Here is a 24874-nt window from a genome sequence, read left to right as displayed (position 1 = left end):
AAAGCACTCTTTGATTTTGCTTGATATCTAGTTTTTAATACTATATACTAATGTTATGAAAACTAATATAGAAATCATAAATGATATGATAAAGCATTTGGAGGAATTGGATATTGTAAGATCAGATGATATCCCTGATATTTCGTTATATATGGATCAGATGACAGGGTTTATTGATGAGAAGCTTAAGAGTTTTAAACGAGAGGAGGAAGATAAGCTTCTTACAAAAACAATGATAAATAATTATACAAAGAATAAACTTCTGCCACCTTCGGATAAGAAAAAATATACAAAGGACCATGTAATGCTGCTGATTCTTATATATTTCTATAAGAATGTGCTTTCATTTGCAGATATAAAAAGCCTATGTGACTTGAGTATATATGAGAGCTTTGATAAGAAAGATGGTTCATTGTCTAAGCTGTATGATATTTTACTTAGTTTAGAGGATGATAAAAAAAGTGAAATTATCAGTGATTTGAAAAGAAGGCTGGAAGATACAAAGGGTAAGATTTCCGGTTTTGACAAAAACAATGAAAATGTTGAGTTATTTACCTTTCTATCAGATATTGTTTTGGAAATTTATTTTAAGCAACACCTTATTGAATATATTCTGAATAAAATTTGAGTTAAAAGATATGAATAAGTAAGAAAAGTTTAACTGTACATAGACACTCAAATTACATATACTTATAGTAGGTATCATATAAGAAGTATGATATAAAATAAGGAGGAATGTATGAGGTTAGCTAAAAAAATAGCTATTTTAGGAACTGTTTTATTATGTTCACTTTTATCAAAGCCTGTTTATGCTGCGAACAAAACAATAAGTACTGTCAGTATAAAAGTTAATACAGACTTGAATATAGGAGATAATTCAGATGCTCTTGATGTAAATTATGGTAGCAATTCAGGTGGAGACATCAATGTGTACACTACATCCGACAGGTTTAATATAGTAGATGCCGAGATTACAAGTGGAAGAAATTATATTAATATAGGAGATGAGATAAAAATGAAGCTTACTTTGGAAGCAAGCGGAGAATATTCATTTAAGGGAACATATTCATCTTCAAATATAAATGTAAATGGCGGAAAGTATTTGTCTTCATCTAAGAAAAACGGAGATTTAATAGTAAATATCAAGTTGAATCCTATAAAGGGAACATATGAAGCTCCGGAGGATGTAGAGTGGAAGGACAATGGTATAGGTAATGCTAAGTGGGATGAACCATCTGCTACATCCGGATATTATGAGCTTATTTTGCTTCGTGGAAGTACACAGGTGACAAGAGTAGAAAACTATAAGGGAAATAGCTACAGTTTTCAAAATGATATGACTCAAAAGGGCACATATAAGTTCAAGATAAGAACAGTGGCCAAAGGTGATAATGACTATGGAAGAAATTCAGAGTGGATAACTTCGGATGAGTTTTATCTGGATGAGTCAAATGTTTCAAAGAATAATAGTAACTCTACAAATCAACCCGGATACAATGTAGGGTGGAATAAATCAGGTGATACCTGGTATTTTAGATTCCCTGATGGAAGCCTAAAGACAAGTGGTTGGGAGTATATTTCTGATAAATGGTATTTATTTGATGATGCAGGCAGAATGCTCACAGGTTGGCAAAAGGTGGATGGAGAATACTACTACATGAATGAGTATGGTCATATGACAATGGGTTGGCAGCAGTCAAATGGTAAGTGGTATTATCTAAATGCTGATGTTCCAAGAGGTAAGATGCTCAGCAATACATGGCTTCACAGCAGTGACGGAAAGTATTATTACCTTGACAGTAACGGTGCTATGTGTGAGAAATGGACACAGATCAGTGGAAAGTGGTATTATTTCTACCCTGGTTCAGGATATATGGCTACAAATACTACAGTTGATTCATTTAGACTTGGTGCAAATGGAGCATGGGTAAGATAGCATTAAAGTTGCCAAATCCTAAATTGGTTTTGGCAACTTTATTTATTTGAATTTGATAAAATCCTAATATGATGAATTTGTTTATTGGGGACTAATTAAGGTCTCTAAAATGAAATGCTTTATTTCCATCGGCATAGTCTGCTACGATATCGCCATTTCCATAAAGCTTGTATTTGTAGGTACAAAGCCCTTCAAGCCCTACAGGACCTCTGGCATGAAGCTTTCCTGTACTTATACCTACTTCAGCTCCAAAACCATATCTGAAACCGTCAGCAAATCTTGTGGAACAGTTTTTATATACATTTGCAGAGTCAACTCTACTCATAAAGTAATCAGCATTTGAATCTATATTTGTAAGTATGGCATCTGTATGATGTGAACCATAGGTATTTATATGATCAATAGCTTCATCAATATCCTTTACAGTTTTTACATTGATAGTCTTTTCAAGATATTCTGTGTGAAAAGACTTATCATTGGCAGCTGTAGCATTATCAAAATATGAAAGAACATCAATATCGGCATATACCTTAATACTTGCTGCTTTAAAAGCTTCATTCAGCTTAGGTAAAAGATTCGAAACAGCCTTTTCATGAACCAACAATGTCTCAGTAGTATTACATGCAGAAGGGTACTGAGTCTTTGCATCTATTAATATCCTTACAGATTTTTCGATGTCAAAGTCTTCATCTACATAGGTATGGCATACACCGTCAGCATGCCCCATAACAGAAATATTTGTATTGTCAATAATATATTTTACAAAGGAGTTTGATCCTCTTGGTATCAGCAAGTCCACATATTCAGAGCAGGAGAGCAATTCACCTACATCACTTCTAGCTTCCAGTTGAACAAGTATATGTTTAGGAAGATTTGCTTCTAAAATAGCTTCTTTGATACTTTCAAATAATGCTCTATTTGTAAGTTTTGCCTCGCTACCGCCCTTAAGTATGGCTGCATTGCCGCTTTTGATACATAGAGAAGCTATCTGCACCAAGGCATCAGGTCTTGCCTCAAAGATAACTCCTATAACACCTATTGGAGTTGTGGTTCTGGTAAGTATAAGTCCCTCATCCAACTCTCTTTTTAAAGTGATCTTACCTATAGGGTCATCCATATTTATCAAATCATTGATACCTGCTATAACAGTATCCAGCTTATGCTCGTCAAACAAAAGTCTTGAGAGTATGGAAGCTGATATATTTTCAGCCTTGGCATTTTCTATATCTTTTTGATTTTCTAAAAGAATATGTTCTCTATCTCTATTCAAATTTTTTATAATATTTTGAAGACAATTATTTCTTATATCATTGCTGCTTGCCATCAAGATAAAACTGTCTGATTTTACTTTTTTTGCAATCTCTTTCATAGTACTCCTTAATTAATTTATTTATATAAAGATATATTAATCGCCGAATAATTGCAAGCAATTTATTTAAATATAAATTGGACCAATAACATATAAAGTATTGTTCCTATAGAGATAGAAAGTATCATTTGTCTTTTCCAAAAATGTAATAATACAATAACCGCAATACTTACGGATTCAGGAATAGCATGATATTCATTAAATATTGATACATCTTTTAGTGAATATATTACTAAAAGTCCAAGTACTGCAGCAGGTAAAACCTTGCCAAGATATTTTACATAGGAAGGAGTTTCCTTATTTGCCGGAAAGGCTATAAATGGTAAAAATCTGGTGATCATTGTGGCAAATGCTACAAGAGCTATTATAATTATTCGTTGTAATTTACTCATATTGTTGTAACCTCACTCTAAGTAATGTAAGTGTGGCAAGTATTATAAACATTGAAGGTATAATAAAGTTCGAAACTTTAAAAACTGACAGACATACAATGGATACAAAAAGACCAATAAAAGATGCAGTATGATTTTTTTCTTTAAGCCAGTTTTCAAGGAAGATAACAACAAAGAGTGCAGTCATCACAAACTCTATTCCTTTAGTGCCAAAAGGTATGAAGCTTCCGAATATTCCGCCTATAGTGGCACCGGCAACCCAATACATATGATTTAACATAGTTACAAAGAACATAAACCAGCCTTTATCAATGTCTTTTGGAATATCTATTGTAGCATTTATAGAAAAGGACTCATCACACATGCCATAAATTAAATACAGTTTCTTCCAACCTGGGATATTATATTTTTCCAGCATTGACAGACCATAGAATAAATGTCTGGCATTTATCATAAGTGTCAGAAAGAATATATTTATAGGATCAAAGCTTCCAAGTAACCAGGAAACGGTTGCAAATTCTACAGAACCTGCAAAAATTACAAAGCTCATAAACATAGGGTAGTAAAATTTAAAACCAGATTGATTCATGTAGATACCATAAGCAATACCTAAGAATAAAAATCCGGCTAAAATAGGTATGGTGTTTGGAAATGCCGCAAAGAAAGCGGCTTTTATCTTTTTTTATTAGCCATTAAAACTCCTTTAAAAGAAAATGAAACCTCATTTTACTACCGGATTTCGAAAAAATCAATAAAAAATGTATACCCAACTAAGCAGGTATACATAGAAATAAATTATATTATTTTTTCAAATATTCTACAATCTTATCTGCCATTGCAACCGCATCAGCGTACTGATCTTTAGTAAGAAGTGATTTGATACTGATAGTCTCTTCTGAGATATTGACATTCTTTAATTGTCCTATAATCTCACGCATGGTTTTGCCGGCTGTGAGTGCCCATGAACCGTTCTCCACTACAAAAACATCTCTGTTCTGGAAATTATGTGCTACAAGGTCCATAAGGAAGTTTTCCATTGGAGTGAAGAGTCCACCATTGTAAGAAGAAGAAGCAAATACAAGTACCTTTGCTCTAAAAGCCTCTGAAAGCAGGTAAGATACATCAATAGCAGAAATATCAAGTACCTTTGTATTTCTTATTCCTCTTTGAGCTACTAAGGTTGCAAGCAATGTGGAAAAATCTTCTGTATGTCCATAAACAGATCCTGAGAATATAACTACCTCTTCATCTTCGGGAGAATAAGAACCCCATGTCTGGTACTTTTTGATGCAGGCAAGGATATCCTCTTTTGTTCTATATATAGGACCATGGAGTGAACAGATAAGCTCTATATCCAGAGCGGCAAGTTTCTTTAAAATATTCATAACCTGCAAGCCGAATTTTCCTACAATATTTGCATAATACCTTCTTGATTCTGAGTACCACTCACACTCATAGTTTAACTCATCTGCGAATATATTTCCTGAAAGTGCACCGAAACAACCGAAAGCATCTGAAGAGAAAAGTGCTTTTGACTTCTCATCATATACCATCATTACCTCAGGCCAGTGAACCATGGGTGCAAAATAGAACTTAAATGTATGTTCGCCTGTGCTTAATGTGTCACCTTCTTTTACTTCCATAAATCTGTGGTCTAAAGAGAAGTCAAAGAACTGGCCAATCATTGCCTTTATCTTAGCATTACCAACTATCATCATTTCAGGATGAATATTTAAAAGATCGCCCAAAGTAGCGGCGTGGTCAGGTTCCATATGTGTTATTACTACATAGTCAAGGGGTCTGTCACCAAGTGTTGCTTTTAAGTTTTCAAAGAACACATCTTCAACAGTTTTATCAACTGAGTCAAAGAGTATAGTTTTTTCATCCAATATAATATATGAGTTGTAAGCCATTCCATTTGGAATAGGATAAGCATTCTCGAAAAGTCTCTGTCTTCTATCGCTGCCTCCAACATAATATAAATTGTCCTTAATACATTGTTCCTGATGCATAATTCCTCCATATACATTGCATAGTTAAAGTAGCCAAAGCTACTATATTAAATACCTTATCGTTTTATTTCAAATTATAGTATAATGCAAAAGTTTTTAAATGCAAGATTTTTATAATATACAATTTTATAAAGTTTTATTTTGCTGTGAGTTTTTGGATTATTATGGGTATACAAAGGTTTGATTAATAGGTATAAAGTTAAAAATTGACTTAAACAGACGGAATACTGTATACAAGAATTTGTTAAAATTTACTATTTACATCTTTTTGGTAGTAAAGTATCAAAAAATCTCTGTAAAAGGTAAATAATTTTCTTTTTTATGCTTTGCTATATTATATGAATATGGTATAATAATGGACGGAAAACACAGTAAAATACATATGGAGGTTTTTACGTATGGCAAATAAGTGGGTATACCTTTTTACAGAAGGTAACGCAACAATGAGAAATCTTTTGGGTGGTAAGGGTGCAAACCTTGCAGAGATGACAAATCTCGGTTTACCTGTACCTCAGGGATTCACAATTACAACAGAGGCATGTACTCAGTACTATGAGGACGGCGAGAAGATAAATGATGAGATCATGGGTCAAATCATGGAGAATATTACTAAGATGGAAGAGATCACAGGAAAGAAATTCGGTGATAAGGAAAATCCTCTCTTAGTTTCTGTTCGTTCAGGTGCAAGAGCATCTATGCCGGGTATGATGGATACAATTCTTAACCTCGGTCTTAACGAAGAGGTTGTAGAGGTTCTAGCTGCAAAGTCAGGTAACCCAAGATGGGCTTATGACTGCTACAGAAGATTTATCCAGATGTTCTCAGACGTAGTTATGGAAGTTGGTAAGAAGTATTTTGAGGTTCTTATCGACCAGATGAAAGAGAAAAAGGGAGTTACACAGGACGTTGACCTTACAGCTGAAGATTTGAAGGAACTTGCAAATCAGTTCAAGGCTGAGTATAAGTCAAAAATCGGTTCAGATTTCCCTTCAGATCCTAAGGAACAGCTTATGGCTGCCGTTAAGGCTGTATTCCGTTCATGGGATAACCCACGTGCAAATATCTATCGTCGTGACAATGATATTCCATATTCATGGGGTACAGCAGTTAACGTACAGATGATGGCATTCGGTAACATGGGTGATACATCAGGTACAGGTGTTGCATTTACAAGAGATCCTGCTACAGGTGAGAAGAAGCTCATGGGTGAGTTCCTTATGAACGCTCAGGGTGAGGACGTTGTTGCAGGTGTTCGTACACCACAGCATATCGATCAGTTGAAGGAAGTAATGCCTGCTGTATATGATGAGTTCGTTGAGATTTGCCATAAGCTTGAGGATCATTACAGAGATATGCAGGATATGGAGTTTACTATCGAGGATAGAAAGCTTTACATGTTACAGACAAGAAACGGTAAGAGAACAGCATTTGCTGCACTTAAGATCGCATGTGACCTTGTAGATGAGGGTATGATTGATGAGGCTAAGGCTGTTTCTATGATAGAGCCAAGAAACCTTGATACACTTCTTCACCCAACATTTGATACAGAGGCTGTTAAGAAGGCTACACCTATAGGTAAGGGTCTTGCTGCTTCACCGGGTGCTGCAAGCGGACAGATTGTATTTACAGCTGAAGATGCAAAGGCTTGGGCTGATGCAGGTAAGAAGGTTGTTCTTGTAAGACTTGAGACATCACCTGAAGATATCGAGGGTATGAAGGCTTCACAGGGTATCCTTACAGTTCGTGGTGGTATGACATCACACGCAGCTGTTGTTGCTCGTGGTATGGGTACTTGCTGTGTATCAGGTCTTTCAGAGATCATTATGGATGAGGAGAACAAGAAGTTCGAGCTTGGCGGAAAGACATTCCACGAGGGAGATGTTATCTCATTTGACGGTACAACAGGTAATGTTTATGATGGTGCTATTCCAACTCAGGAAGCTCAGATCGCAGGTGAGTTTGGAAGAATCATGGGATGGGCTGACAAGTATAGAAGACTTAAAGTTCGTACAAACGCAGATACACCTGAGGATGCAAGAAAAGCAAGAGAGCTTGGTGCAGAGGGTATCGGACTTTGCCGTACAGAGCATATGTTCTTTGAGGGCGACAGAATTGACGCATTCAGAGAGATGATCTGTTCAGATACAGTAGAAGAGAGAGAGAAAGCTCTTGAGAAGATTTTACCTGTACAGCAGGGAGATTTCGAGAAGCTTTACGAGGCACTTGAGGGTAATCCTGTTACAATCAGATTCCTTGATCCGCCGCTTCATGAGTTCGTTCCTACAGAGGAAGCTGAGATTGAGAAGCTTGCAAAGACTCAGGGCAAGAGCGTAGCACAGATTAAGGCTATCATCGCTTCACTTCACGAGTTCAACCCGATGATGGGACACAGAGGACTTCGTCTTGCAGTAACATATCCTGAGATTGCGGTAATGCAGACAAAGGCTGTTATCAGAGCTGCTATCAATGTAGCTAAGGCTCATCCTGATTGGAACCTTAAGCCGGAGATCATGATTCCGCTTTCATCTGACGCTAAGGAGCTTAAGTACGTTAAGGATATCGTTGTTAAGACAGCAGATGAGGAGATTGCGGCAGCAGGCTCAAACATCAAGTATGAAGTTGGTACAATGATTGAGATCCCAAGAGCATGTCTTACAGCTGATGAGATTGCTAAGCAGGCTGAATTCTTCTGCTTCGGTACAAACGACCTTACACAGATGACATTCGGTTTCTCAAGAGATGATGCAGGTAAGTTCCTCAATGCTTACTATGACAGAAAGATCTTCGAGAACGATCCGTTTGCTAAGCTTGACCAGGTTGGAGTTGGTAAGCTTATGAAGATGGCTATCGAGCTTGGAAAGCAGACAAGACCTGAGCTTCACGTAGGTATCTGCGGCGAGCACGGTGGAGATCCTTCATCAGTTGAGTTCTGCCACAAGATCGGCCTTGACTATGTGTCATGTTCACCATTTAGAGTGCCAATTGCAAGACTTGCAGCAGCACAGGCAGCGATTGCGGAAAAGAGGAATTAGGCAGCAATATATTTATTTTTGCAGCTTAACGGTGAGGCGAGCGGATGTGCAGGCATTTATGGCTGAGCATCCTGAGTACACAAAGGCAAACAGATTTAAAGATATTGAAGTAAAAGTCTATATATAAGTTTGGCGAGGGAAAGCATTTATTGCTTTCCCTTGTTTAATGTTTGGGAATAAGCACTTTTTATAAGTGTTTGTTCTTTTTTTATATCTATAAGGAGGTTCAATATGAAGAGCACAGCGTTAAGTGCAGAAAATAATAGTAAACGGTCTATTATATTTATTAGCGAGGCACATGAAAAATTCTACTATGAAAAACTAAAAGAAGTAAGGAAACAAGATGCCTACCATAAGGCACTTTGCTATTGTCTGGGTATCAGCCCTGATACGAGAAGAAATATTAACAGTATTTATGATTTTAAGACCGGTGATATAAAGACCGAGTGTTTGTGTGAGGGGTGGCAAACAGGTAGCAGTATGAAGGTGGTGAGACTGGCATTTAACCTTTATTGTAACACTACACCAAGTGTAGATGATTATAAAGAACCGGAAGAACAGATGGATGAGTGTATGAAGTATACAGTAGAAGACTTGTTTTGCTGTACTTATGCACCATTCTTTTGGCAAGCGATACAGATTCGCTATCCTGACTACGCTAATTATAACTTTATAGGAGGATAGGTGAGAGAGAAAAACTTAAAGAAATAGAGATAAAAGAGCGGACAAAGACAGATAAGGAGCGTTATAATAATACTGTAAACGAAACCGTTAAAAGTACCGAAACAATAAATAATGAAGAAAATAAAGGAGGCTTGGCTGATGAAAGAAACAGTAATACTGGCGGACAGGTAATATCTTTTGGAGGAAGAAACCTACACCCCGATAGTCAAAGAGAATCTGTTCGAGAAACAGGGGGGAACCTACGGTTTGGAGAAGATGGAAGACGGAGAGGAAGTGTTGATACCGAATATCAAGATGCCAAAGATAATAGATCAGAGCAGACTGAAAAGATATGAGCAGTCTCGAAAAGATTTGGGAGATCTATTTAGTAAGCTTAAAGTTTATACCATATTTGCAAATAATGATGGAAATGCAGACTCTTTTAACTATCAAGTATTTCCAAGTAGTGAGACAGAAATTTTAATTAATAACTTTATGAATAATATAAGTAGAATCTATATAAGAAGGAATAAGAGATCTCAAGAAAAAAGATGTTTTATTGATATATTAGAATTAAAAAAATATCAGATAAACCTTTGAAGTTGAAAATAGATTGTCTAATATCAGCATTAACTTTGGATACTATGACAAATGGGAGGATATTTGGAGTAGAAGATGGGGAGAGTATTGTTTCTACAGGAATGGAACTGCTGGATATGCTAGGTGAATTAATATATAAGGAAAAAACATATTTGGTAGAAGTTCAGACTGTAAATGGAGAAATTGATATAAAGAACACTTCATTTCTTTCAGGAACAAATAAATATGTATATATTAGTAAATTATTTACCATGATTTTAGAATAGAACAAGTTTAAAACTGGAGATTAAATAGCTATGAAAAGGAAAGTAAAAGTATGAGTTGCAATAGTTTTTTTAATAGTGCTAATATCTGTTTTATTAGTTTTTGTACTACCTAATTTTGACTTTATGTATGTATCTGCAAACAAGCATTGGCTGAAAGAAAAAATAGTAGTTCATGACGATAATACAGGTGGTAAAATAATTAAAAAAGTAGAACAAGGAGAAAATGCAGAATATTTTGTTTATAAAGACAGATTAATGTATATAGAGGATACAGATGATAAGGTAAAGGAAATATGTAAACTACCTAATGATATTGTAGGAATTTTAGTAAAAGATAAAGATATTCTTTTATATGATAATAATTCAAATATTTATAATGCAATCTCTGGTAGAGAGAGAGTAAAGATACTTAGCACATGGGGCGATATATATTTGGAAGACAAAAATATATATATATTAAATAACAAGGTTGATTATGAGAAATATGATTTAAATGGAAAAAGAATTTTTTAAAATAAATTAGAATATATTTCACCTTTCAACAATATTATATTTGATGATTATGTTTTTTCGGTGGACGGTCATGGCGGTTTAGAAATAAATGTTCCAAGCTATTATATGTTTGACATAAATAAGATAAAGTATCAAATACCCAGACTAAAACTTTTAAGGTATTATTTGCCACCTGCAGAGTGGAATTCTTATAGAGAAGAAGATATTTTACCATACGATTCATTTGCAGAAAAAGTAGATGAAACCGCAAGGAAAAGAATATCAACAGATGCAACGGATAGAAATATTGATAACTATAATTTGCAGAGTATAAACTTATATGCTAGAGAATTGTTAGAAGTTTCTGATGGGTATATATATATTGGGAATGCAGGTGATTAATTACAGAGATAGAGAATATAAAGAAAAATTCTCAAAAAACAGTTTCAGGGAGCTAATAAGTGAAGAAATAGGTAAGGTAATGTATGAAACAGATGAATATAAAATATTTAAAATTAAGGTGGACGATATTAAAAACGCTTCTGATAAATCCTACATTAAGTATGAAATTATAGATACAAGTTTGAGAGATAATGCTATTGTAGAAGGGATTGTAATTAAAGGCAAAACATTATACTTATTATATAATGATCCTTTGGACAATGAAAAAGGAGATAAAAACTTATATGTATTTTCTATAGATAGTGATACAGGTTTATCTAAGGAGATTTATAAAAAGAAAGTTTTTTTTTCAGAACAATCAGAACCTGAGATTTTTTGTACAGATGAGTATATTTTCATATATGAATATAGTAATGATTATGAAAAGACCTGTATTACAAGGATTAACCGAGATGGCAGCAGCCCCGTTTTGGTAATAGATGAGAATGGGGAAATAGTGATGAAACCTTTATAAAAAAGATATCGGAAGCTTTGCTGCTCAAAAGGCAGAAGAGACATTACAGAATAAATTTGATGAGATAGCATATGAACAATCGGGAGACAGTTTGATGCAATTAATAAAGTCTCTTAAAGCATACATTATATATGCCAATATAGGAAAAGATTACCATTCTTTTGTTTATATATACTTCCGGGAAAAGAGACTGAAAAAATAATATATACTTTCCTAGATAATATAGGTAAGATCTATCTTAAAGACAAGAATAGTAAAAAAGAGGAATGCCTATTGGAAATATTAGAATTGGGTGATAATGTAAAGGGCACAACTTATGAAAGGATAAATCAATTGATAAAGGCACTTACAACAACAATTTCAATTAGGAAAATTCCAGGAGTAGATATTGATGGTGTAGAAACAGGAATGGGAATATTAAAAAATCTGAAGCGGCTGAGCGTAGAAGGTGAAACTAAAAAAGAGCAAAAGTTAGTTGAGGTAGAAGTGAATGTGTTATTGGACGGAGAAAAAATAAGTATAGAAAAATTTAATTGTTGCACAGCTACCAGTATAAATATGGACACCCTGTTTGGTGAATTGTTGAGAAGAAATTAAAATATAAATAATATTCAGGAAGATATCTAAGGGAGCAATATGAAAAATAAAAAGAAAGTATGGATTATAGGTTTATGCTTTATTATTGCAGGATATTTTGCACTTTCGCTATGTGATTTTATGTATATCCCTGCTGACAAATATCCGGCGGTTATTAGGAAAAAATTTTTTACAGATAATAAAAATATTACTGTAAAGAGTATGGGTAATGTATGTCAAGTGGAAGACGGTATATATTTTGTGTATAATGGTAGACTAATGTATATGGATAATGAGGGCAAAGCAGTAGATGAGGTATATTCAGGCTCAAATTATATAGGCTCAATTATGGAAAATAATTCGGATATCTTTTTCCTTTGTAAGGATATGTTCGGAATATGCAAGATGAGTAGAGATATAGATAAAAAGCAATTGGAAAATATAAATGGTGGGATAAAGCCTGTAATTAATGGAGAGGGAGACAGAAACTATATAGATGGCAAGTATATATACTTGTTTAATGGAGATATACTTAGTAAATATACTTTAGATGGTATAAAGATTTATTCATCTAAGATTTATTATGATCAAATAAGATTGGGAGGAGTCGGTAGTGTTGTATTTAATGAATACAGCATGCGTATAATAAGAGAGGCAAGTTATGGGCCAGGTATAGGAGTAGATGTCCCATATCATTATCTGTTTGGATGGAATAAAGTAAAATATAAGCAAAAAGAGCTGACTACATTTCGGTATTATAAAGAAGCTTCAAGCTGGGATCGTAACAATACAACTAATATAGTAGAGACTTATGATATATGGGCAAAAAATCTGGATGATAAAATAAGGAGTAATTCAGACAAGTGGGATATAATGAAAGACAGAGATATGGAGGAATATGATTTAGTAAGTATAGGTTTATTTAGAGAAAATCCTAATTATTACAGAGTATTAAACGGATATATATACTTTTACCAACCTATGGAGTTTTTGTACAGAGATAAGAATTATATAGATAAAATTAAGTTTAACGATACAGGAAGCGTAAGTAGAGAAGAAAAAGATAAAGTAGAGTTTACGGTTCATATGTATGTGATGCTTAGGATAAAAGCAGAAGATATAGAAAAGGCGAAAGACGGCTCAAATATTGACTATGAAATAATCAATACGCCAAGGTATCCTATAGATTATGATGCTTATATAGAAAATTATGAAGTAAATGACAACTTTTTATATAGTGTATCTAATGGAGAGTCAATTATGGATGAAGAAGAAAGAACTAAGCTCTTTATTACAGATATGAACACAGGCACTATCAGATTGATATACAGTAGAATTAAGGATTCTGAAAGTGCATACATACCACAATTATTTTGTAGTGATAACTATGTTTTTTTATATGAATATAGTTATATAGCAGGAGAAGATAAACAACGTATAACAAGATTTGATAAGGATGGTAAAAATCCGATGCTTGTTGTAGATTATACAGGAGAAGTCGTAATGAAACCGGTGGATCCGGTTCAATAATTGTATATGTAGATGTAAAAGCTGAGGATGTATTTGTAAAGTTTTCCATGGACAGCGGTTTGGAAAAGAAAAGATATAGACTTGAGTGGCTGCCCGTTACAGGCAACGTCATGTATTGTACACCTGAAGTAGGAGCAAAAGCAAAAGTATATTTTGGAGACAGGGATGAAAGTAAAAATGTATTTGCCATAGAATGTGAAAATATGTCAGCTTTTTCCAATGAAATAAAGGGTATAGTTACAAAAGACGGTAAAACAATGTATATAAAAGATAACGGAGTAGAATTAAAAGCGGATAATAAGGTGAGTACATCCGGCAAAAACATGACATTTAGTTCATCTGATTCATTGATAATGTCAGCAAGAAAGAAAGTAAAAATTAAATTCGAAATGGTGGAAATAAATGCAGACGGGGATATAAGTATCCAAAAGAATTAAACAATTTACTAAAAGAGGTAATAGAACTTATGGAATATTATGATGAGCATATAGTTAAGGCACTTCAAATATAAAGAAGGGATACTTTCGGTAGTATAAATGAGGGTTTATATATAAATAATGAGTTAATTCATTTTAATAAAACCCTGCTTTTTAATGACAGAGTAAGTGTCATGTTACCGGAAAACTTTGTTCCAATGTTACCCGAGATAGCAGAGGTTAAGTATTTCTCAGGAAAAAGACCTGATGAGATTTATACAAGTCTTGATATGTCTGTAAACTTCACTTTTACAGATCTTGGAATTTCGGGAAATGACCAAGATACAAGGCTGGTAACCGGACTTATAAAAAATGCCAACCCAAGTTATGAGTTTTTTGAAGAAAATGAAGACGTGGAAAAAGATGTCATCATACACAGATTTGACTTTCAAAGTTATGGAATAGATGATGAGGCTTATAACATAATGTATATTGCATGTACAGGGAATAATTTGGTACAGGGGATTTTCAGCTGTATGTATAAAGACAGAAAAGAATGGGAAAGAGCGGCATTGGAGGTTATCAAAACAGTCAGTCAATATCAGGGAGGCAGATAAATGGGTAAAACATCATTAAAGATAAAAGAAATATTGATATAAGTAGCCAAAAAACAGTTTTTATAGGTAATGAAACCGGAGAGTATGCGAAATCACAAACAAATAAACTTCCAAAAGTAGATATGAGCAGAGCATGGCAGGCGGCACTGGGAGCTATTCCTTCTATAGGTACACCAGATACACCGAAAGGAACGGAATCGGAAGTTATAAAAACATATATAGCACAAGTAGCATTGGGAAGTATACCGGTTGTAGTCGGCAGCAGTGAGGCGTTTAATCCGGCAAATTGGAAAAATGGAAATGTTAATACTCTATTTGCAGATAGCCTATACAGAGGAGCAATCTCAGGAGTACATACGGGAGCTGCTACGACAGAGTTGAAACCAAAAACTATGGTATCAGGAGTATCATTACAAGTAGGCTGGGTGAAAGATGAAAATACAGGTAAGTGGAAGTATCTGAATCAGAATGGAGAGGCAGAAAAAGGATGGAAAAATTTATTATTTCCATAGTAGTGGTGATATGTTGGCGTCAGGTTGGGTTCAAGATAAGAACAGCGGGAAAATGCATTGGGCAGATGCTGAAGGGGTTATTAATAATAAAAATGGTATAGGGTATGATGAAACTACAAAAGATTTAATCATAAAGTACGAAGGAAGTCCTTTTTTAGAAGTAAGAATTAATAGTTCACCAGATAGTTATACTATTGGCTATGGATATGATTTTTCAGAAAAAAATGATTTGGATATGTTCAATAGATTTTTAACAAGAAGTAGCACTGGGGAAATAGTGAAAAAAGATGTTCGTATGACACAAGTAGAGGCCGAAAAACTTATAAAAGTGAAAGAACTTAGAGATTATATTATAAATAACAATGGAAAATATGATCCGAAAAAAATAAAAGAGTTATTTATAAATAGCAAAGGGGGTAATATTAAATATGATTATAAGGACAGAAGGGAAGGAGAGGCACAATTATTTACTAAATAGAAAAAAAATCTCACTTTTAATATTTGCTTTGTTTCTAATATTTTCTAGTACTATGGTATCAAATTTAATTAATAAAACAAATACTCAATGGGAGTGGGTAATCAAACCAAGTTTATATAAAGATATAAGTTTTTTAGAGGGGAACTTATTTAAATTTTATAAGAACAGTGGAGAAGTTTGTATTATTGATGCAAGTACCAAAGATATCTATGAGTATCCGCTTTTTGATGATATTGATTTTGATAGAGAAAATGTATTTATTGCAAATAAAAATTCTTCTTTTTTCTATGTTGACAAAGCAGGTAACAAGTTATCGGATAAAACTTATGAAAACATATATTCTTTTAAAGATGGTTTATCAGCAGTTAAGCTTAAGGGTTTGTGGGGATTCATAGATAAAAACTTCAATCAGGTTATTGATTTTAATTTTTATGATGTACATTTATTTTATGAAAATTATGCTGCGGTTATGGATAAGGATAATAAATGGGGGTTTATAGATATAAATGAAAATATAGTAATAGACTTTCAATATGATGAAGTAATGGATTTTCATGAGGGCTTGGCAGCTGTTAAGCAGGGGGATAAATGGACTTTTATAAACAATAAAGGAATTGTAGTAACAAATACTTTTTATGATGAAATTAGTGATTTACATGAAGGTTTTGCTGCTGTAAAAAGGCAAGATAAATGGGGCTATATAGACAAAAATGGTAAAGAGGTAATTGAGTGCAAATATGATGATGCACATAATTTTAGTGAAGGTCTTGCTGCTGTTGCAATTAATAATTATTTGGATGACGGTTATATTGCATGGGCCTACATAGATACTACGGGAGACATTGTGATTCCTTTTTACTCATACAGTGCTATAAGTGGAGTTTCTTTAATTATTGGTGAATTTCATGATGGAAAAGCCTTTGTAACAAAAGATTTAGTATCTGTTATAGGGAAGAATGGAGAAAATATTTTTCGAGGTAATTCCTTGTTTTTTGTTTCAAAAGCAAAATATTATAAAGAACATTCAGCAATGATTGGCTACATTTATTCAGATTCAAGTATGAAGATTAGAAAGTATGGTCTTTTGAATTTAGAGGGAGAGGAAGTATTAAAACCAATATTTGATTACATAGAAGACATATATGGAGAATATATGATAGTTGCTGACATAAAGAATGGAACAGATATGAACTATGGCATAGTTAGAATAAAATGAAATATATTATGGCTATGTAAAAAAGACCAAAGTTATATCATTTGATATTTCAAAATATAAAAAATAGTTAATCATTGAGAGGACTATTAAGGGTATAAAAACACATAGGAATTATGGTGATGTGTTTTATTGGAATGATACCTTTAAAGATGAAAATGATTATCATAAATTTATAAATTATAATTACCATACTGAACATATAGTTGGAAATTGATACTATGTATGAAATATATTGGAATCATGGTTTATAAAAATAGAATATAAAAGTTTTGGAAAAATACTTGGACAGTAGAGATGCTTTTCAAGTGTTTTTTTATTTCTTGAGATTTCTCAAAAATTCAGATTTTTTATGTGCTTAAATGGGTATATAGGCGAAAGGAAATATATTTAACTAAGAACGGAGGAGGTGAACTCGAATGGGGCAATAGTCTTCCGTAAATGAAAAGGCCGTCATGCATAAGTTTGACAGGTACTGCAAATTAGTGTTGCGTGGTGATATGAGAAAGAGATGAACCAAAGAAAAAATAAAGAGAAATTCATTTCGAACTTAATGGAAAAAGAAAGAGGATTTCGCATGCCAAAATGCAGGAGTCCTCCTTTTTTGTTCAAAAAATCGGATTTGAAACTTTGGATAAAAAGGAGGATTTTACAAATGACAGATGATAGAAAATATATCTATGTAAAATGTGAAAAGATATATGTATCCGATGAAATATATAAAGCATATAAGAAGCAAGTCAATCATGAGGCTTATTTAAATAAATCAGATAAAAAACATAAGGTTTACGGGTATGAGGATTACAAGATTGATTTGAATTCCATTGTAGATGAAGATGTGGATATTGAAAAAATCATTGAAACTAAAGTGAGAATCAATGATCTATATCATGCACTACGAAAGCTAAATGATGGAAAGTTGTAGTAGAAGGTTCGCATGAAACTATTGTTAGTAAAGAAGAATTTGAAAAAGTAAGAAAAATGGATGTATGGGTATTAATGTCTAAGTATTTGAAATAAAACCTAGTGGATAAAATTAAAAATATATACTTTGGAGGGAAAGCATTTATTGCTTTCACTTATTTAATGTTTGGGAATAACCCCTTTTATTAGGAGTTATTCCTTTTTTATAACAAAATTTACGTAAATAAAATTCTGAAAATAAAGAATTATAGTAAAAATTAGTTAAAACATAGAAAAATGATAATATATAGGAATTTCATTGACTTTATGACCATAAATATGGAATAATAGGGACAACGAGATAAGAGATAAAAAGAATATTTACGTAAATATTTTAACAAAAAGAGATGTTTTGAAAGGAGCTCTACCAGTGATTAAATTTGGTATTATAGGTTTTGGTTACATGGGGCATAAACATGAGCTGAAGATTGCACAGACGCAAGGCATGGAATTAGTTGGGATTTGTGATATTGATGAGTCAAGAATGGACGACGCCTCAACTCCGGGAGTAATTAAATATACAAACGCAGATAGGCTACTTGAAAATGAAGAGATTGATACTGTATTGATTGTAGTTGAAAACCATAAGCATAGAGAAATGGTAGAAAAGGCTGCAAAAGCAGGAAAAAATATAATCTGTGAAAAACCGGTTGCTCTTAGTGTAAAAGAATATGATGAAATGATACAGATATGTGAGAAATATGGAGTTGGTTTCACAATTCATCATCAAAGGCGTTATGATAAAGATTATAGGACAATGAAAAATATTTATGATCAGAATACACTGGGCAATGTATATACGATTCAGTCAATGTTATATGGAATAAATGGAAATATGCATGACTGGCATGTATATAAAAAATATGGTGGTGGAATGCTTTACGATTGGGGCGTTCACTTAATTGATCAGATATTATGGATGGTACCGTCAAAAGTTGAGTCCGTTTATGCTCAAGTAAGGAATGTAATTAATTTTGAAGTTGATGATTATTTTAAAATTGATATTAAGTTCCAGAATAATATTCGTGCAGAAATAGAGCTTGGAACATATTTTTTAGGCGATAAAGAAAACTGGTTTGAGCATCATTGGTTTATTGGTGGTGACAAGGGAAGTGCTTACTCAGATGGATTTTTCCCAAATGGAAAAATTGTAAAGACAACTCGTCTTCTTACAAATGTTCCTGGAGAGACAACTATGACCTTTGCAGGACCTACCCGTTCATTTGGTCAAATTGACAAAGACATTCTTATAACAGAGGAGCTTCCTATTGCAAATAATGAACATATTGAATTTTTCGAAAATTATAGAGATGCAAGAGAAGGAAAGACGGAATTTATAATTAAGAACTCTGAAATACGCCGTGTGATGCAGGTACTTGAAGCAGTTTGGGAATCTTCAGAGAAAAACGAAGTTATAAAGTTTGAGGGAGGTTTATAATGCGTGTTGTTGTCTGGGATGAGAAATTGCACGAAAAGGAAGAAAGGGTACGTGAGGTTTATCCAAATGGTATTGCTGCTGAAATAGCCGGTGGGATAAAAAAAGAATTAACATCTGCTAATGATTGTGAAATTGTATGTTTAAACAGTGATATAGAAGAATTCGGATTTACTGAAGAGACATTGAATGAAACAGACGTACTTGTTTTCTGGGCACATCGTAGCCATGATGTTTTTCCGGATGAGATAGTAGAAAGAATATGTAACAGAGTGATGAAAGGAATGGGCCTTATTGTACTACATTCGGCTCATCTGAGTAAAGTATTCAAAAGACTTATGGGTACAAGCTGTACATTAAAGTATCGTTTTGGAGACTTCGCACGTGTATGGACTACTACTCCTTCACATCCAATTGCAAGAGGAATACCGGAATTTTTCGATTTAGAAGAGGAAGAAATGTACGGAGAATTCTTTGATATTCCGAAGCCTGATGATGTTGTTTTTACTACTTGGTTTTCCGGAGGAAACATATTTAGAGGTGGCTGCACATGGCAGAGGGGATTTGGAAAGGTTTTCTACTTTCATCCAGGACATGATACCAATTTGGCCTATTACAACTCTACAGTTTTGAAAGTGATTAGTAATGCGGTTTTGTGGGTTGCACCTACAAAAGAAAGAGAAGAGATTAGGTGCGAAGAGTATCCAAAAATAAATTTAGGATAATAAAAATCTATAGTTCGAATATAAATGAGCTGTAAACACTATTGGATAAAATATTCAAAGATATAGCGAATATTATAAATAATAAACAAACAATACTGATAAAAAACAATGAAAAGTAGTATGTTTATTAAACAAGATACTAAAAAATTTGCGCAAATAATATTAGAAAATATTAAAAAAATACAAATGGAGGATATGTATGAGATTAGGTTATATGACAAATGCATTTGGACCTTTAGTAGGATCAGGAGCAGGGGTAACAAGTGTTAAAGACATTAGATATTTAACAATGTGCGATGATTTAGAAGCTATGAAGGCAATTCGTGAGATTGGATTTGAGCATATCGAGGTTCTTGATGGAAATTTGACTAACTATGCAGATAATATTGACAGCCTTAAGGACATGATGAAGAGTGCAGATGTGCAGATGATGAGTGTATGCATTGGTGCCAATTTTATTTATAAAGATGCTTTGGAAGATGAGATGGCTCATGTTGAGGAAGTGTGTAAGGCAGCTAAGGAAGCAGGAGTTACTTATTTGGTAATTTGTGGAGGAGCAATAAGAACAGGTGGAATCAGACCGGGAGATACAAAACTTTTATCTGAAGGACTTGAGGAGTTAGAGAAAATTACTGATAAGTATGGCTTGGTTGCATGTTTCCATCCACATCTTGGATCAATTGCAGAGAGTCCAAAGGAAATAGATGAGCTTTTGGCATATTCAAATATTAAGGTTTGTCCGGATGTTGCACATCTTTTAGCTGGAGGATATGATCCACTTGAGTTTATTAAAAAGTATTATGACAGAATCGCATTGATACATTTAAAAGATCTTAATGATGAGGGATTTGCACCACTTGGAACAGGAAGAGTTGACTTAGATGGAGTTATTTCATATGTTAAATCCAGAGGTTATGATGGTGATTGGCTTGTAGAAGTGGATGGATATGCAGGTGATGCAAAGGAAGCTTGCAGAATTTCATATGAATTTTTAAAGAACAAACTTGTATAAAATATAAAATAAAGAATTAAGGAGAAAAGTATAAAATGAGAATTAAAGCGTTAACAGCAATAGCACTTGCAGCGATGGTGCTAAATGCAACAGGATGTGCACAAGGTGGAGATAGTAGTAAGACTGAAGCAGGCCAGTCAGCGGCAGAACAGACAGTTAAAGATGAGAGTACCGCAGAAAGTGCTCAAAAGACAGAGGGAGATGCACAGAAGTCAGATGGAGACAGTCAAATATTGACTAAAGGTCCACATGGTGAGACGGGAGTTGATGCAAATACAATAACTATAAGTGATGAACAAAAGGAAGCTATAAAGGCCGGAAACTTTAAGGTTGCTATTTGTATGCACTATGGCGGAAATGACTGGGCTACAGCACAGTTAGATGCTATAAAGGCTACTTGTGCAGATTTGAATATGGAAGTTGTAGCAGTAACAGATGCTAACTTTTCAGCTGAAAAGCAGGTATCAGATATAGAAACAGTAATGGCATTAAAACCTGATGCAATAATTTCTATACCAACTGATGTTGTGGCTACTGCTGATGCTTACAAGAGAGCAATAGATTCAGGAATTAAAGTAGTATTTATGGATAATGCTATGGAAGATATGGTGGGCGGAAAAGATTATGTATCTTGTGTATCTGCTGATAGCTATGGAAACGGAGTTGTTGCTGCAAGATTGCTTGGTAACAAGTTAAACGGTAGCGGAAAAGTTGGAATGGTATACTATGATGCAGATTTCTTTGTTACAAATCAGAGAGATGCTGGCTTCAGAGATACTTTAAAAAGTGAATTCCCAAATATTGAGATTGTAGTAGAACAAGGATTTACAGATGAGAATGGCTGTAATGAGCAGGCTGATGCTATATTAACTCAGTTCCCTAATATTGATGGAATTTATGCTTCATGGGATATACCTATGGAAGGAATACTTTCATCTGTAAGAGCTGCAGGAAAAGAAGGACAAATTGCTTTAGTAGCAATTGACCTTGGAAACAATATCGCACTTGAAATTGCTAAAGGCACAGTAGTGGGCGTAGGTGCACAGATGCCTTATGATCAGGGTGTTGCAGAGACTAAACTTGCAGCATTATCATTAATAGGAGAGAGCACACCAGAGTATGTTGTATGTCCTGCAATGATGGTAGATAAGGAAAATGTACTTGATGCATATAAAGCTGTTTATCATGTAGATGCTCCTAGCTGGCTTGTAGAAGCAGACAAGTAAGAAAAATAAGATAAGTGCCTGATTTAATTTTAAGGGGATAGAATGGAAAACACAGTATTAAAGATGGAAGGCATCTGCAAGTCATTTGGTGATGCTAAAGTACTTAAGAATGTGCAATTTGAATTAAAACATGGGGAAGTTCATGCACTTGCAGGAGGCAATGGTGCAGGTAAATCCACATTGATGAAGATAATGACAGGAGTGTATACACATGATGAGGGAAAGATTTTCATTGATGGGAAAGAGACTGTAATAGAAAAACCTTTGGATGCTAAAGAGCAAGGCATTGCAATGATTTTCCAGGAACTTTCACTTGTGCAAACAATGACAGTAGCAGAGAATATTTTCCTTGGTACAGAAATTGTTAAAAATGGTGTTAGAGATGTGAAAGCAATGAATGAAAAGACAAGTCAGATTTTGCATCGTCTTGGAATGGACATCTCTCCATCAACAGTTGTGTCTGAATTGAGTGTAGGAATGAGTCAGATGGTTGAAATTGCAAAAGCAGTTTCAAAAGATGCTAAAATTCTTGTTTTTGATGAACCGACAGCTGCTCTTTCGGATTCAGAAACAAAGCGTTTATTTGAGATAATAACACAGCTGAAAAATGAAGGAGTTTCAATGGTCTATATATCCCATCGTATGAATGAGATTTTAAGTATTTGTGACAGTATTACAATTCTTAAAGATGGTGAGCATGTAACTACTCAGGATATAAAGGACATGACATTAGATAAGATAGTGTCCTATATGATGGGAGGAACTTCTGGTAAAGGTCATAAGTTTGAGTGGGTTGAACGAAAACATGATGAAAATGCTAAAGATGTACTGAAGGTAGAACATTTAAAAGTAAATGAGAAAATAAATGATATTTCATTTTCATTAAAACATGGTGAGATTGTTGGTTTTGCCGGCTTGATGGGAAGCGGTAGAACAGAGATTCTTGAGAGCTTATTTGGATTGAGAAAGAAAGAAGGCGGAACAGTAACGCTGGATGATAAGGAAGTTCATATAAAAAATCCTACTGATGCTATAAAGAATGGATTTGCTTTTATTCCGGAAGACAGGAGAAAAGAAGGACTTGTATTGATGCATTCGATAAAAGATAATGCAGTCCTACCTATTCTGGATAGATTGAGCATCAAAGGTATATTCAATGATGATAAGAAAGAATGTGCTCTTGTTGAAGATAACATTAAAAAGTTTGGTGTTAAGGCAGAGCATATGGATCAGGAAATAGGCCTTTTATCTGGTGGAAACCAGCAGAAAATAGTAATAGCTAAGTGGATGAATACTTGTCCTAAAGTAATTATGCTTGATGAGCCTACTGCCGGAGTAGACATAGGTGCAAAAGGGGAAATACTTGAAATAGTAAGAAGTTTTGCAGATCAAGGTTGTGGAGTAATCTTCGTATCTTCTGAGCTTGCCGAAATGATGGCAATATGTGATCGAATAATTATACTCTATGATGGGCGAATTACAGGAATGATAAGTAGAAAAGATATTAAATTAGAGGAGGAATTACAGAATGCAATCCAAAAGCCATAAGAAGTTTGAGATGAGCAAATTTACTGTATATATTGTCCTTGGGATAGTATTTATATTTTTCTCAATTGTATTAGGTGGTAAAGGCTTCATTGCTTCAGGAAATTTGCTTAACATATTAAGGCAAACAGCAATGGTTTCTGTGATGGCCGTTGCAGGAGTATTTGTTCTTGGAGCAGGACAGATAGATTTGACCGTAGGCTCCACAGCTGCAATGAGTGCAATGTTTTCAGCACTTGTACTACAGGCCACAAATAGTATTTTCCTTGCTATCGTATTGTCATTACTATTTGGAATATTTGTAGGATGTATAAATGGTTTGCTTGTTACAAAGCTTAAGTTACCATCATTTTTAGCTACACTTGGTATGATGCAGGTTATTCGTGGAATGGCTATGTGGATAACAGATACAGCTGCTGTTCCGATTAAAAATCAAGTTTTCAACACAATATTTGGAACAGGCTATATTGGTGGAGTATCAGTTCTAATTTTATGGACAATAGTTTTCTATATTATAGGATTTGTATTGTTTAATAAGACACGCTTTGGACGTCATGCACTCGCAACCGGAGGAAATGAGCTTGCAGCAAAATATTCAGGTTTGAAGACTGAAAAAATCAAAATGACAATTTTTATGATGTCAGGAGCATTTTCAGCATTTGCCGGAATAATGTATGCCGGAAGAATGCAATCAGGTAGATACTCATTTGGAGATGGAGATGAAATGTCAGTAATTGCATCTGTAGTACTTGGAGGAGCGGCAATGTCCGGAGGAACAGGATCTATGATAGGTGCACTTGCAGGTTCACTCTTGATGGGAATGATTAATAATGCTTTAATCTTAGCAGGACTTTCATCTGCTCAGCAGAAAATTGTAAACGGAGCAATTATTATTTTCGCAGTTGCTTTAAGTAATATTGTTCAAAATAAAAAAAGAAAATAATAAAA

Annotated in this window: 27 protein-coding genes; 23 read left to right on the top strand and 4 right to left on the bottom strand. The window is 34.1% G+C overall.

Annotated elements, in window-relative coordinates:
- Positions 1-55: 55 nt before the first annotated feature.
- Together D4A81_RS10400 and D4A81_RS10395 are read left to right on the top strand one after the other, a co-directional pair.
- The gene (locus D4A81_RS10400; protein WP_111524930.1) at positions 56-628 is read left to right on the top strand and encodes a DUF1836 domain-containing protein; all 573 of its coding nucleotides are present in this window, start codon (positions 56-58) and stop codon (positions 626-628) included.
- 111 nt (positions 629-739) lie between these two features.
- Positions 740-1936 carry an N-acetylmuramoyl-L-alanine amidase family protein gene (locus D4A81_RS10395; RefSeq protein WP_111524931.1) on the top strand — a complete coding sequence of 399 codons (1197 nt, stop codon included), beginning with the start codon at positions 740-742 and terminating at the stop codon, positions 1934-1936.
- Positions 1937-2027: 91 nt separating this feature from the next.
- Here D4A81_RS10395 and D4A81_RS10390 read toward each other — a convergent pair whose 3' ends face one another.
- The 4 genes from D4A81_RS10390 to D4A81_RS10375 all read right to left on the bottom strand — a co-directional run bounded on the left by D4A81_RS10390 (position 2028) and on the right by D4A81_RS10375 (position 5709).
- Positions 2028-3305, bottom strand: a complete 1278-nt coding sequence (locus D4A81_RS10390) for a glutamate-5-semialdehyde dehydrogenase (protein ID WP_111524932.1) — start codon at positions 3303-3305, stop codon at positions 2028-2030.
- Positions 3306-3367: 62 nt separating this feature from the next.
- Complete coding sequence (locus D4A81_RS10385; protein ID WP_111524933.1) at positions 3368-3697, bottom strand: branched-chain amino acid transporter permease; 330 nt, start codon at positions 3695-3697, stop codon at positions 3368-3370.
- Complete coding sequence (locus D4A81_RS10380; protein ID WP_242977659.1) at positions 3690-4286, bottom strand: AzlC family ABC transporter permease; 597 nt, start codon at positions 4284-4286, stop codon at positions 3690-3692. Before D4A81_RS10380 ends, D4A81_RS10385 begins: the two co-directional genes overlap by 8 nt.
- 211 nt (positions 4287-4497) lie before the next feature.
- Positions 4498-5709: an FprA family A-type flavoprotein gene (locus tag D4A81_RS10375; RefSeq protein WP_111524935.1), complete on the bottom strand. Its 1212-nt coding sequence runs from the start codon at positions 5707-5709 to the stop codon at positions 4498-4500.
- A 398-nt stretch (positions 5710-6107) separates the two neighbouring features.
- Here D4A81_RS10375 and ppdK point away from each other — a divergent pair, with 398 nt between their 5' ends.
- The 21 genes from ppdK to D4A81_RS10275 all read left to right on the top strand — a co-directional run bounded on the left by ppdK (position 6108) and on the right by D4A81_RS10275 (position 24869).
- Positions 6108-8741: a pyruvate, phosphate dikinase gene (gene ppdK / locus D4A81_RS10370; protein WP_111524936.1), complete on the top strand. Its 2634-nt coding sequence runs from the start codon at positions 6108-6110 to the stop codon at positions 8739-8741.
- Between the two features lie 231 nt (positions 8742-8972).
- The gene (locus D4A81_RS10365) at positions 8973-9425 is read left to right on the top strand and encodes a DUF6075 family protein (RefSeq protein ID WP_111524937.1); all 453 of its coding nucleotides are present in this window, start codon (positions 8973-8975) and stop codon (positions 9423-9425) included.
- Between the two features lie 246 nt (positions 9426-9671).
- A complete protein-coding gene (locus tag D4A81_RS10360) occupies positions 9672-10004 on the top strand; it encodes a hypothetical protein (protein ID WP_119808305.1) in 333 nt (110 codons plus the stop codon).
- Positions 10001-10270, top strand: a complete 270-nt coding sequence (locus D4A81_RS10355; RefSeq protein ID WP_146247000.1) for a hypothetical protein — start codon at positions 10001-10003, stop codon at positions 10268-10270. The genes D4A81_RS10360 and D4A81_RS10355 overlap by 4 nt, the downstream gene beginning before the upstream one ends.
- Positions 10271-10393: 123 nt before the next feature.
- The gene (locus D4A81_RS10350; protein ID WP_146247001.1) at positions 10394-10783 is read left to right on the top strand and encodes a hypothetical protein; all 390 of its coding nucleotides are present in this window, start codon (positions 10394-10396) and stop codon (positions 10781-10783) included.
- 105 nt (positions 10784-10888) lie between these two features.
- Positions 10889-11164, top strand: a complete 276-nt coding sequence (locus D4A81_RS10345; RefSeq protein ID WP_111524941.1) for a hypothetical protein — start codon at positions 10889-10891, stop codon at positions 11162-11164.
- Positions 11130-11678, top strand: a complete 549-nt coding sequence (locus D4A81_RS10340) for a hypothetical protein (RefSeq protein ID WP_111524942.1) — start codon at positions 11130-11132, stop codon at positions 11676-11678. Before D4A81_RS10345 ends, D4A81_RS10340 begins: the two co-directional genes overlap by 35 nt.
- Before the next feature lie 273 nt (positions 11679-11951).
- Positions 11952-12275 (top strand): hypothetical protein, encoded by a 324-nt coding sequence (locus D4A81_RS10335; protein ID WP_111524943.1) that lies wholly within the window; start codon positions 11952-11954, stop codon positions 12273-12275.
- A 39-nt stretch (positions 12276-12314) separates the two neighbouring features.
- Entirely contained in the window at positions 12315-13784 is a 1470-nt protein-coding gene (locus tag D4A81_RS10330; protein WP_111524944.1) for a hypothetical protein, read from the top strand.
- A gap of 59 nt (positions 13785-13843) precedes the next feature.
- A complete protein-coding gene (locus tag D4A81_RS10325; protein ID WP_242977661.1) occupies positions 13844-14221 on the top strand; it encodes a hypothetical protein in 378 nt (125 codons plus the stop codon).
- A 197-nt stretch (positions 14222-14418) separates the two neighbouring features.
- Entirely contained in the window at positions 14419-14817 is a 399-nt protein-coding gene (locus D4A81_RS10320; protein WP_242977662.1) for a hypothetical protein, read from the top strand.
- Between the two features lie 122 nt (positions 14818-14939).
- Entirely contained in the window at positions 14940-15329 is a 390-nt protein-coding gene (locus tag D4A81_RS10315) for a hypothetical protein (RefSeq protein ID WP_242977664.1), read from the top strand.
- Complete coding sequence (locus D4A81_RS13530) at positions 15286-15807, top strand: hypothetical protein (protein ID WP_242977666.1); 522 nt, start codon at positions 15286-15288, stop codon at positions 15805-15807. Before D4A81_RS10315 ends, D4A81_RS13530 begins: the two co-directional genes overlap by 44 nt.
- Positions 15758-17023, top strand: coding sequence for a WG repeat-containing protein (locus tag D4A81_RS10310; protein ID WP_242977667.1), 1266 nt, complete (start codon positions 15758-15760; stop codon positions 17021-17023). The genes D4A81_RS13530 and D4A81_RS10310 overlap by 50 nt, the downstream gene beginning before the upstream one ends.
- 652 nt (positions 17024-17675) lie before the next feature.
- Positions 17676-17945, top strand: a complete 270-nt coding sequence (locus tag D4A81_RS10305; protein WP_111524945.1) for a hypothetical protein — start codon at positions 17676-17678, stop codon at positions 17943-17945.
- A gap of 408 nt (positions 17946-18353) precedes the next feature.
- On the top strand, positions 18354-19421 hold the full coding sequence (locus D4A81_RS10300; RefSeq protein ID WP_111524946.1) for a Gfo/Idh/MocA family protein: 1068 nt from the start codon (positions 18354-18356) through the stop codon (positions 19419-19421).
- Positions 19421-20143, top strand: a complete 723-nt coding sequence (locus D4A81_RS10295; protein ID WP_172621802.1) for a ThuA domain-containing protein — start codon at positions 19421-19423, stop codon at positions 20141-20143. Before D4A81_RS10300 ends, D4A81_RS10295 begins: the two co-directional genes overlap by 1 nt.
- Before the next feature lie 199 nt (positions 20144-20342).
- A complete protein-coding gene (locus D4A81_RS10290) occupies positions 20343-21155 on the top strand; it encodes a sugar phosphate isomerase/epimerase family protein (protein ID WP_111524948.1) in 813 nt (270 codons plus the stop codon).
- Between the two features lie 35 nt (positions 21156-21190).
- Positions 21191-22381: a substrate-binding domain-containing protein gene (locus tag D4A81_RS10285; RefSeq protein ID WP_111524949.1), complete on the top strand. Its 1191-nt coding sequence runs from the start codon at positions 21191-21193 to the stop codon at positions 22379-22381.
- A 42-nt stretch (positions 22382-22423) separates the two neighbouring features.
- The gene (locus D4A81_RS10280; protein ID WP_111524950.1) at positions 22424-23929 is read left to right on the top strand and encodes a sugar ABC transporter ATP-binding protein; all 1506 of its coding nucleotides are present in this window, start codon (positions 22424-22426) and stop codon (positions 23927-23929) included.
- Complete coding sequence (locus D4A81_RS10275) at positions 23910-24869, top strand: ABC transporter permease (RefSeq protein WP_111524951.1); 960 nt, start codon at positions 23910-23912, stop codon at positions 24867-24869. Before D4A81_RS10280 ends, D4A81_RS10275 begins: the two co-directional genes overlap by 20 nt.
- Positions 24870-24874: the final 5 nt, after the last annotated feature.

Origin of the sequence: Lachnoanaerobaculum umeaense, assembly GCF_003589745.1 — a bacterium.
Classification (GTDB): Bacteria; Bacillota; Clostridia; order Lachnospirales; family Lachnospiraceae; genus Lachnoanaerobaculum; species Lachnoanaerobaculum umeaense.
This window is presented reverse-complemented; position numbering and strand designations above follow the sequence as displayed.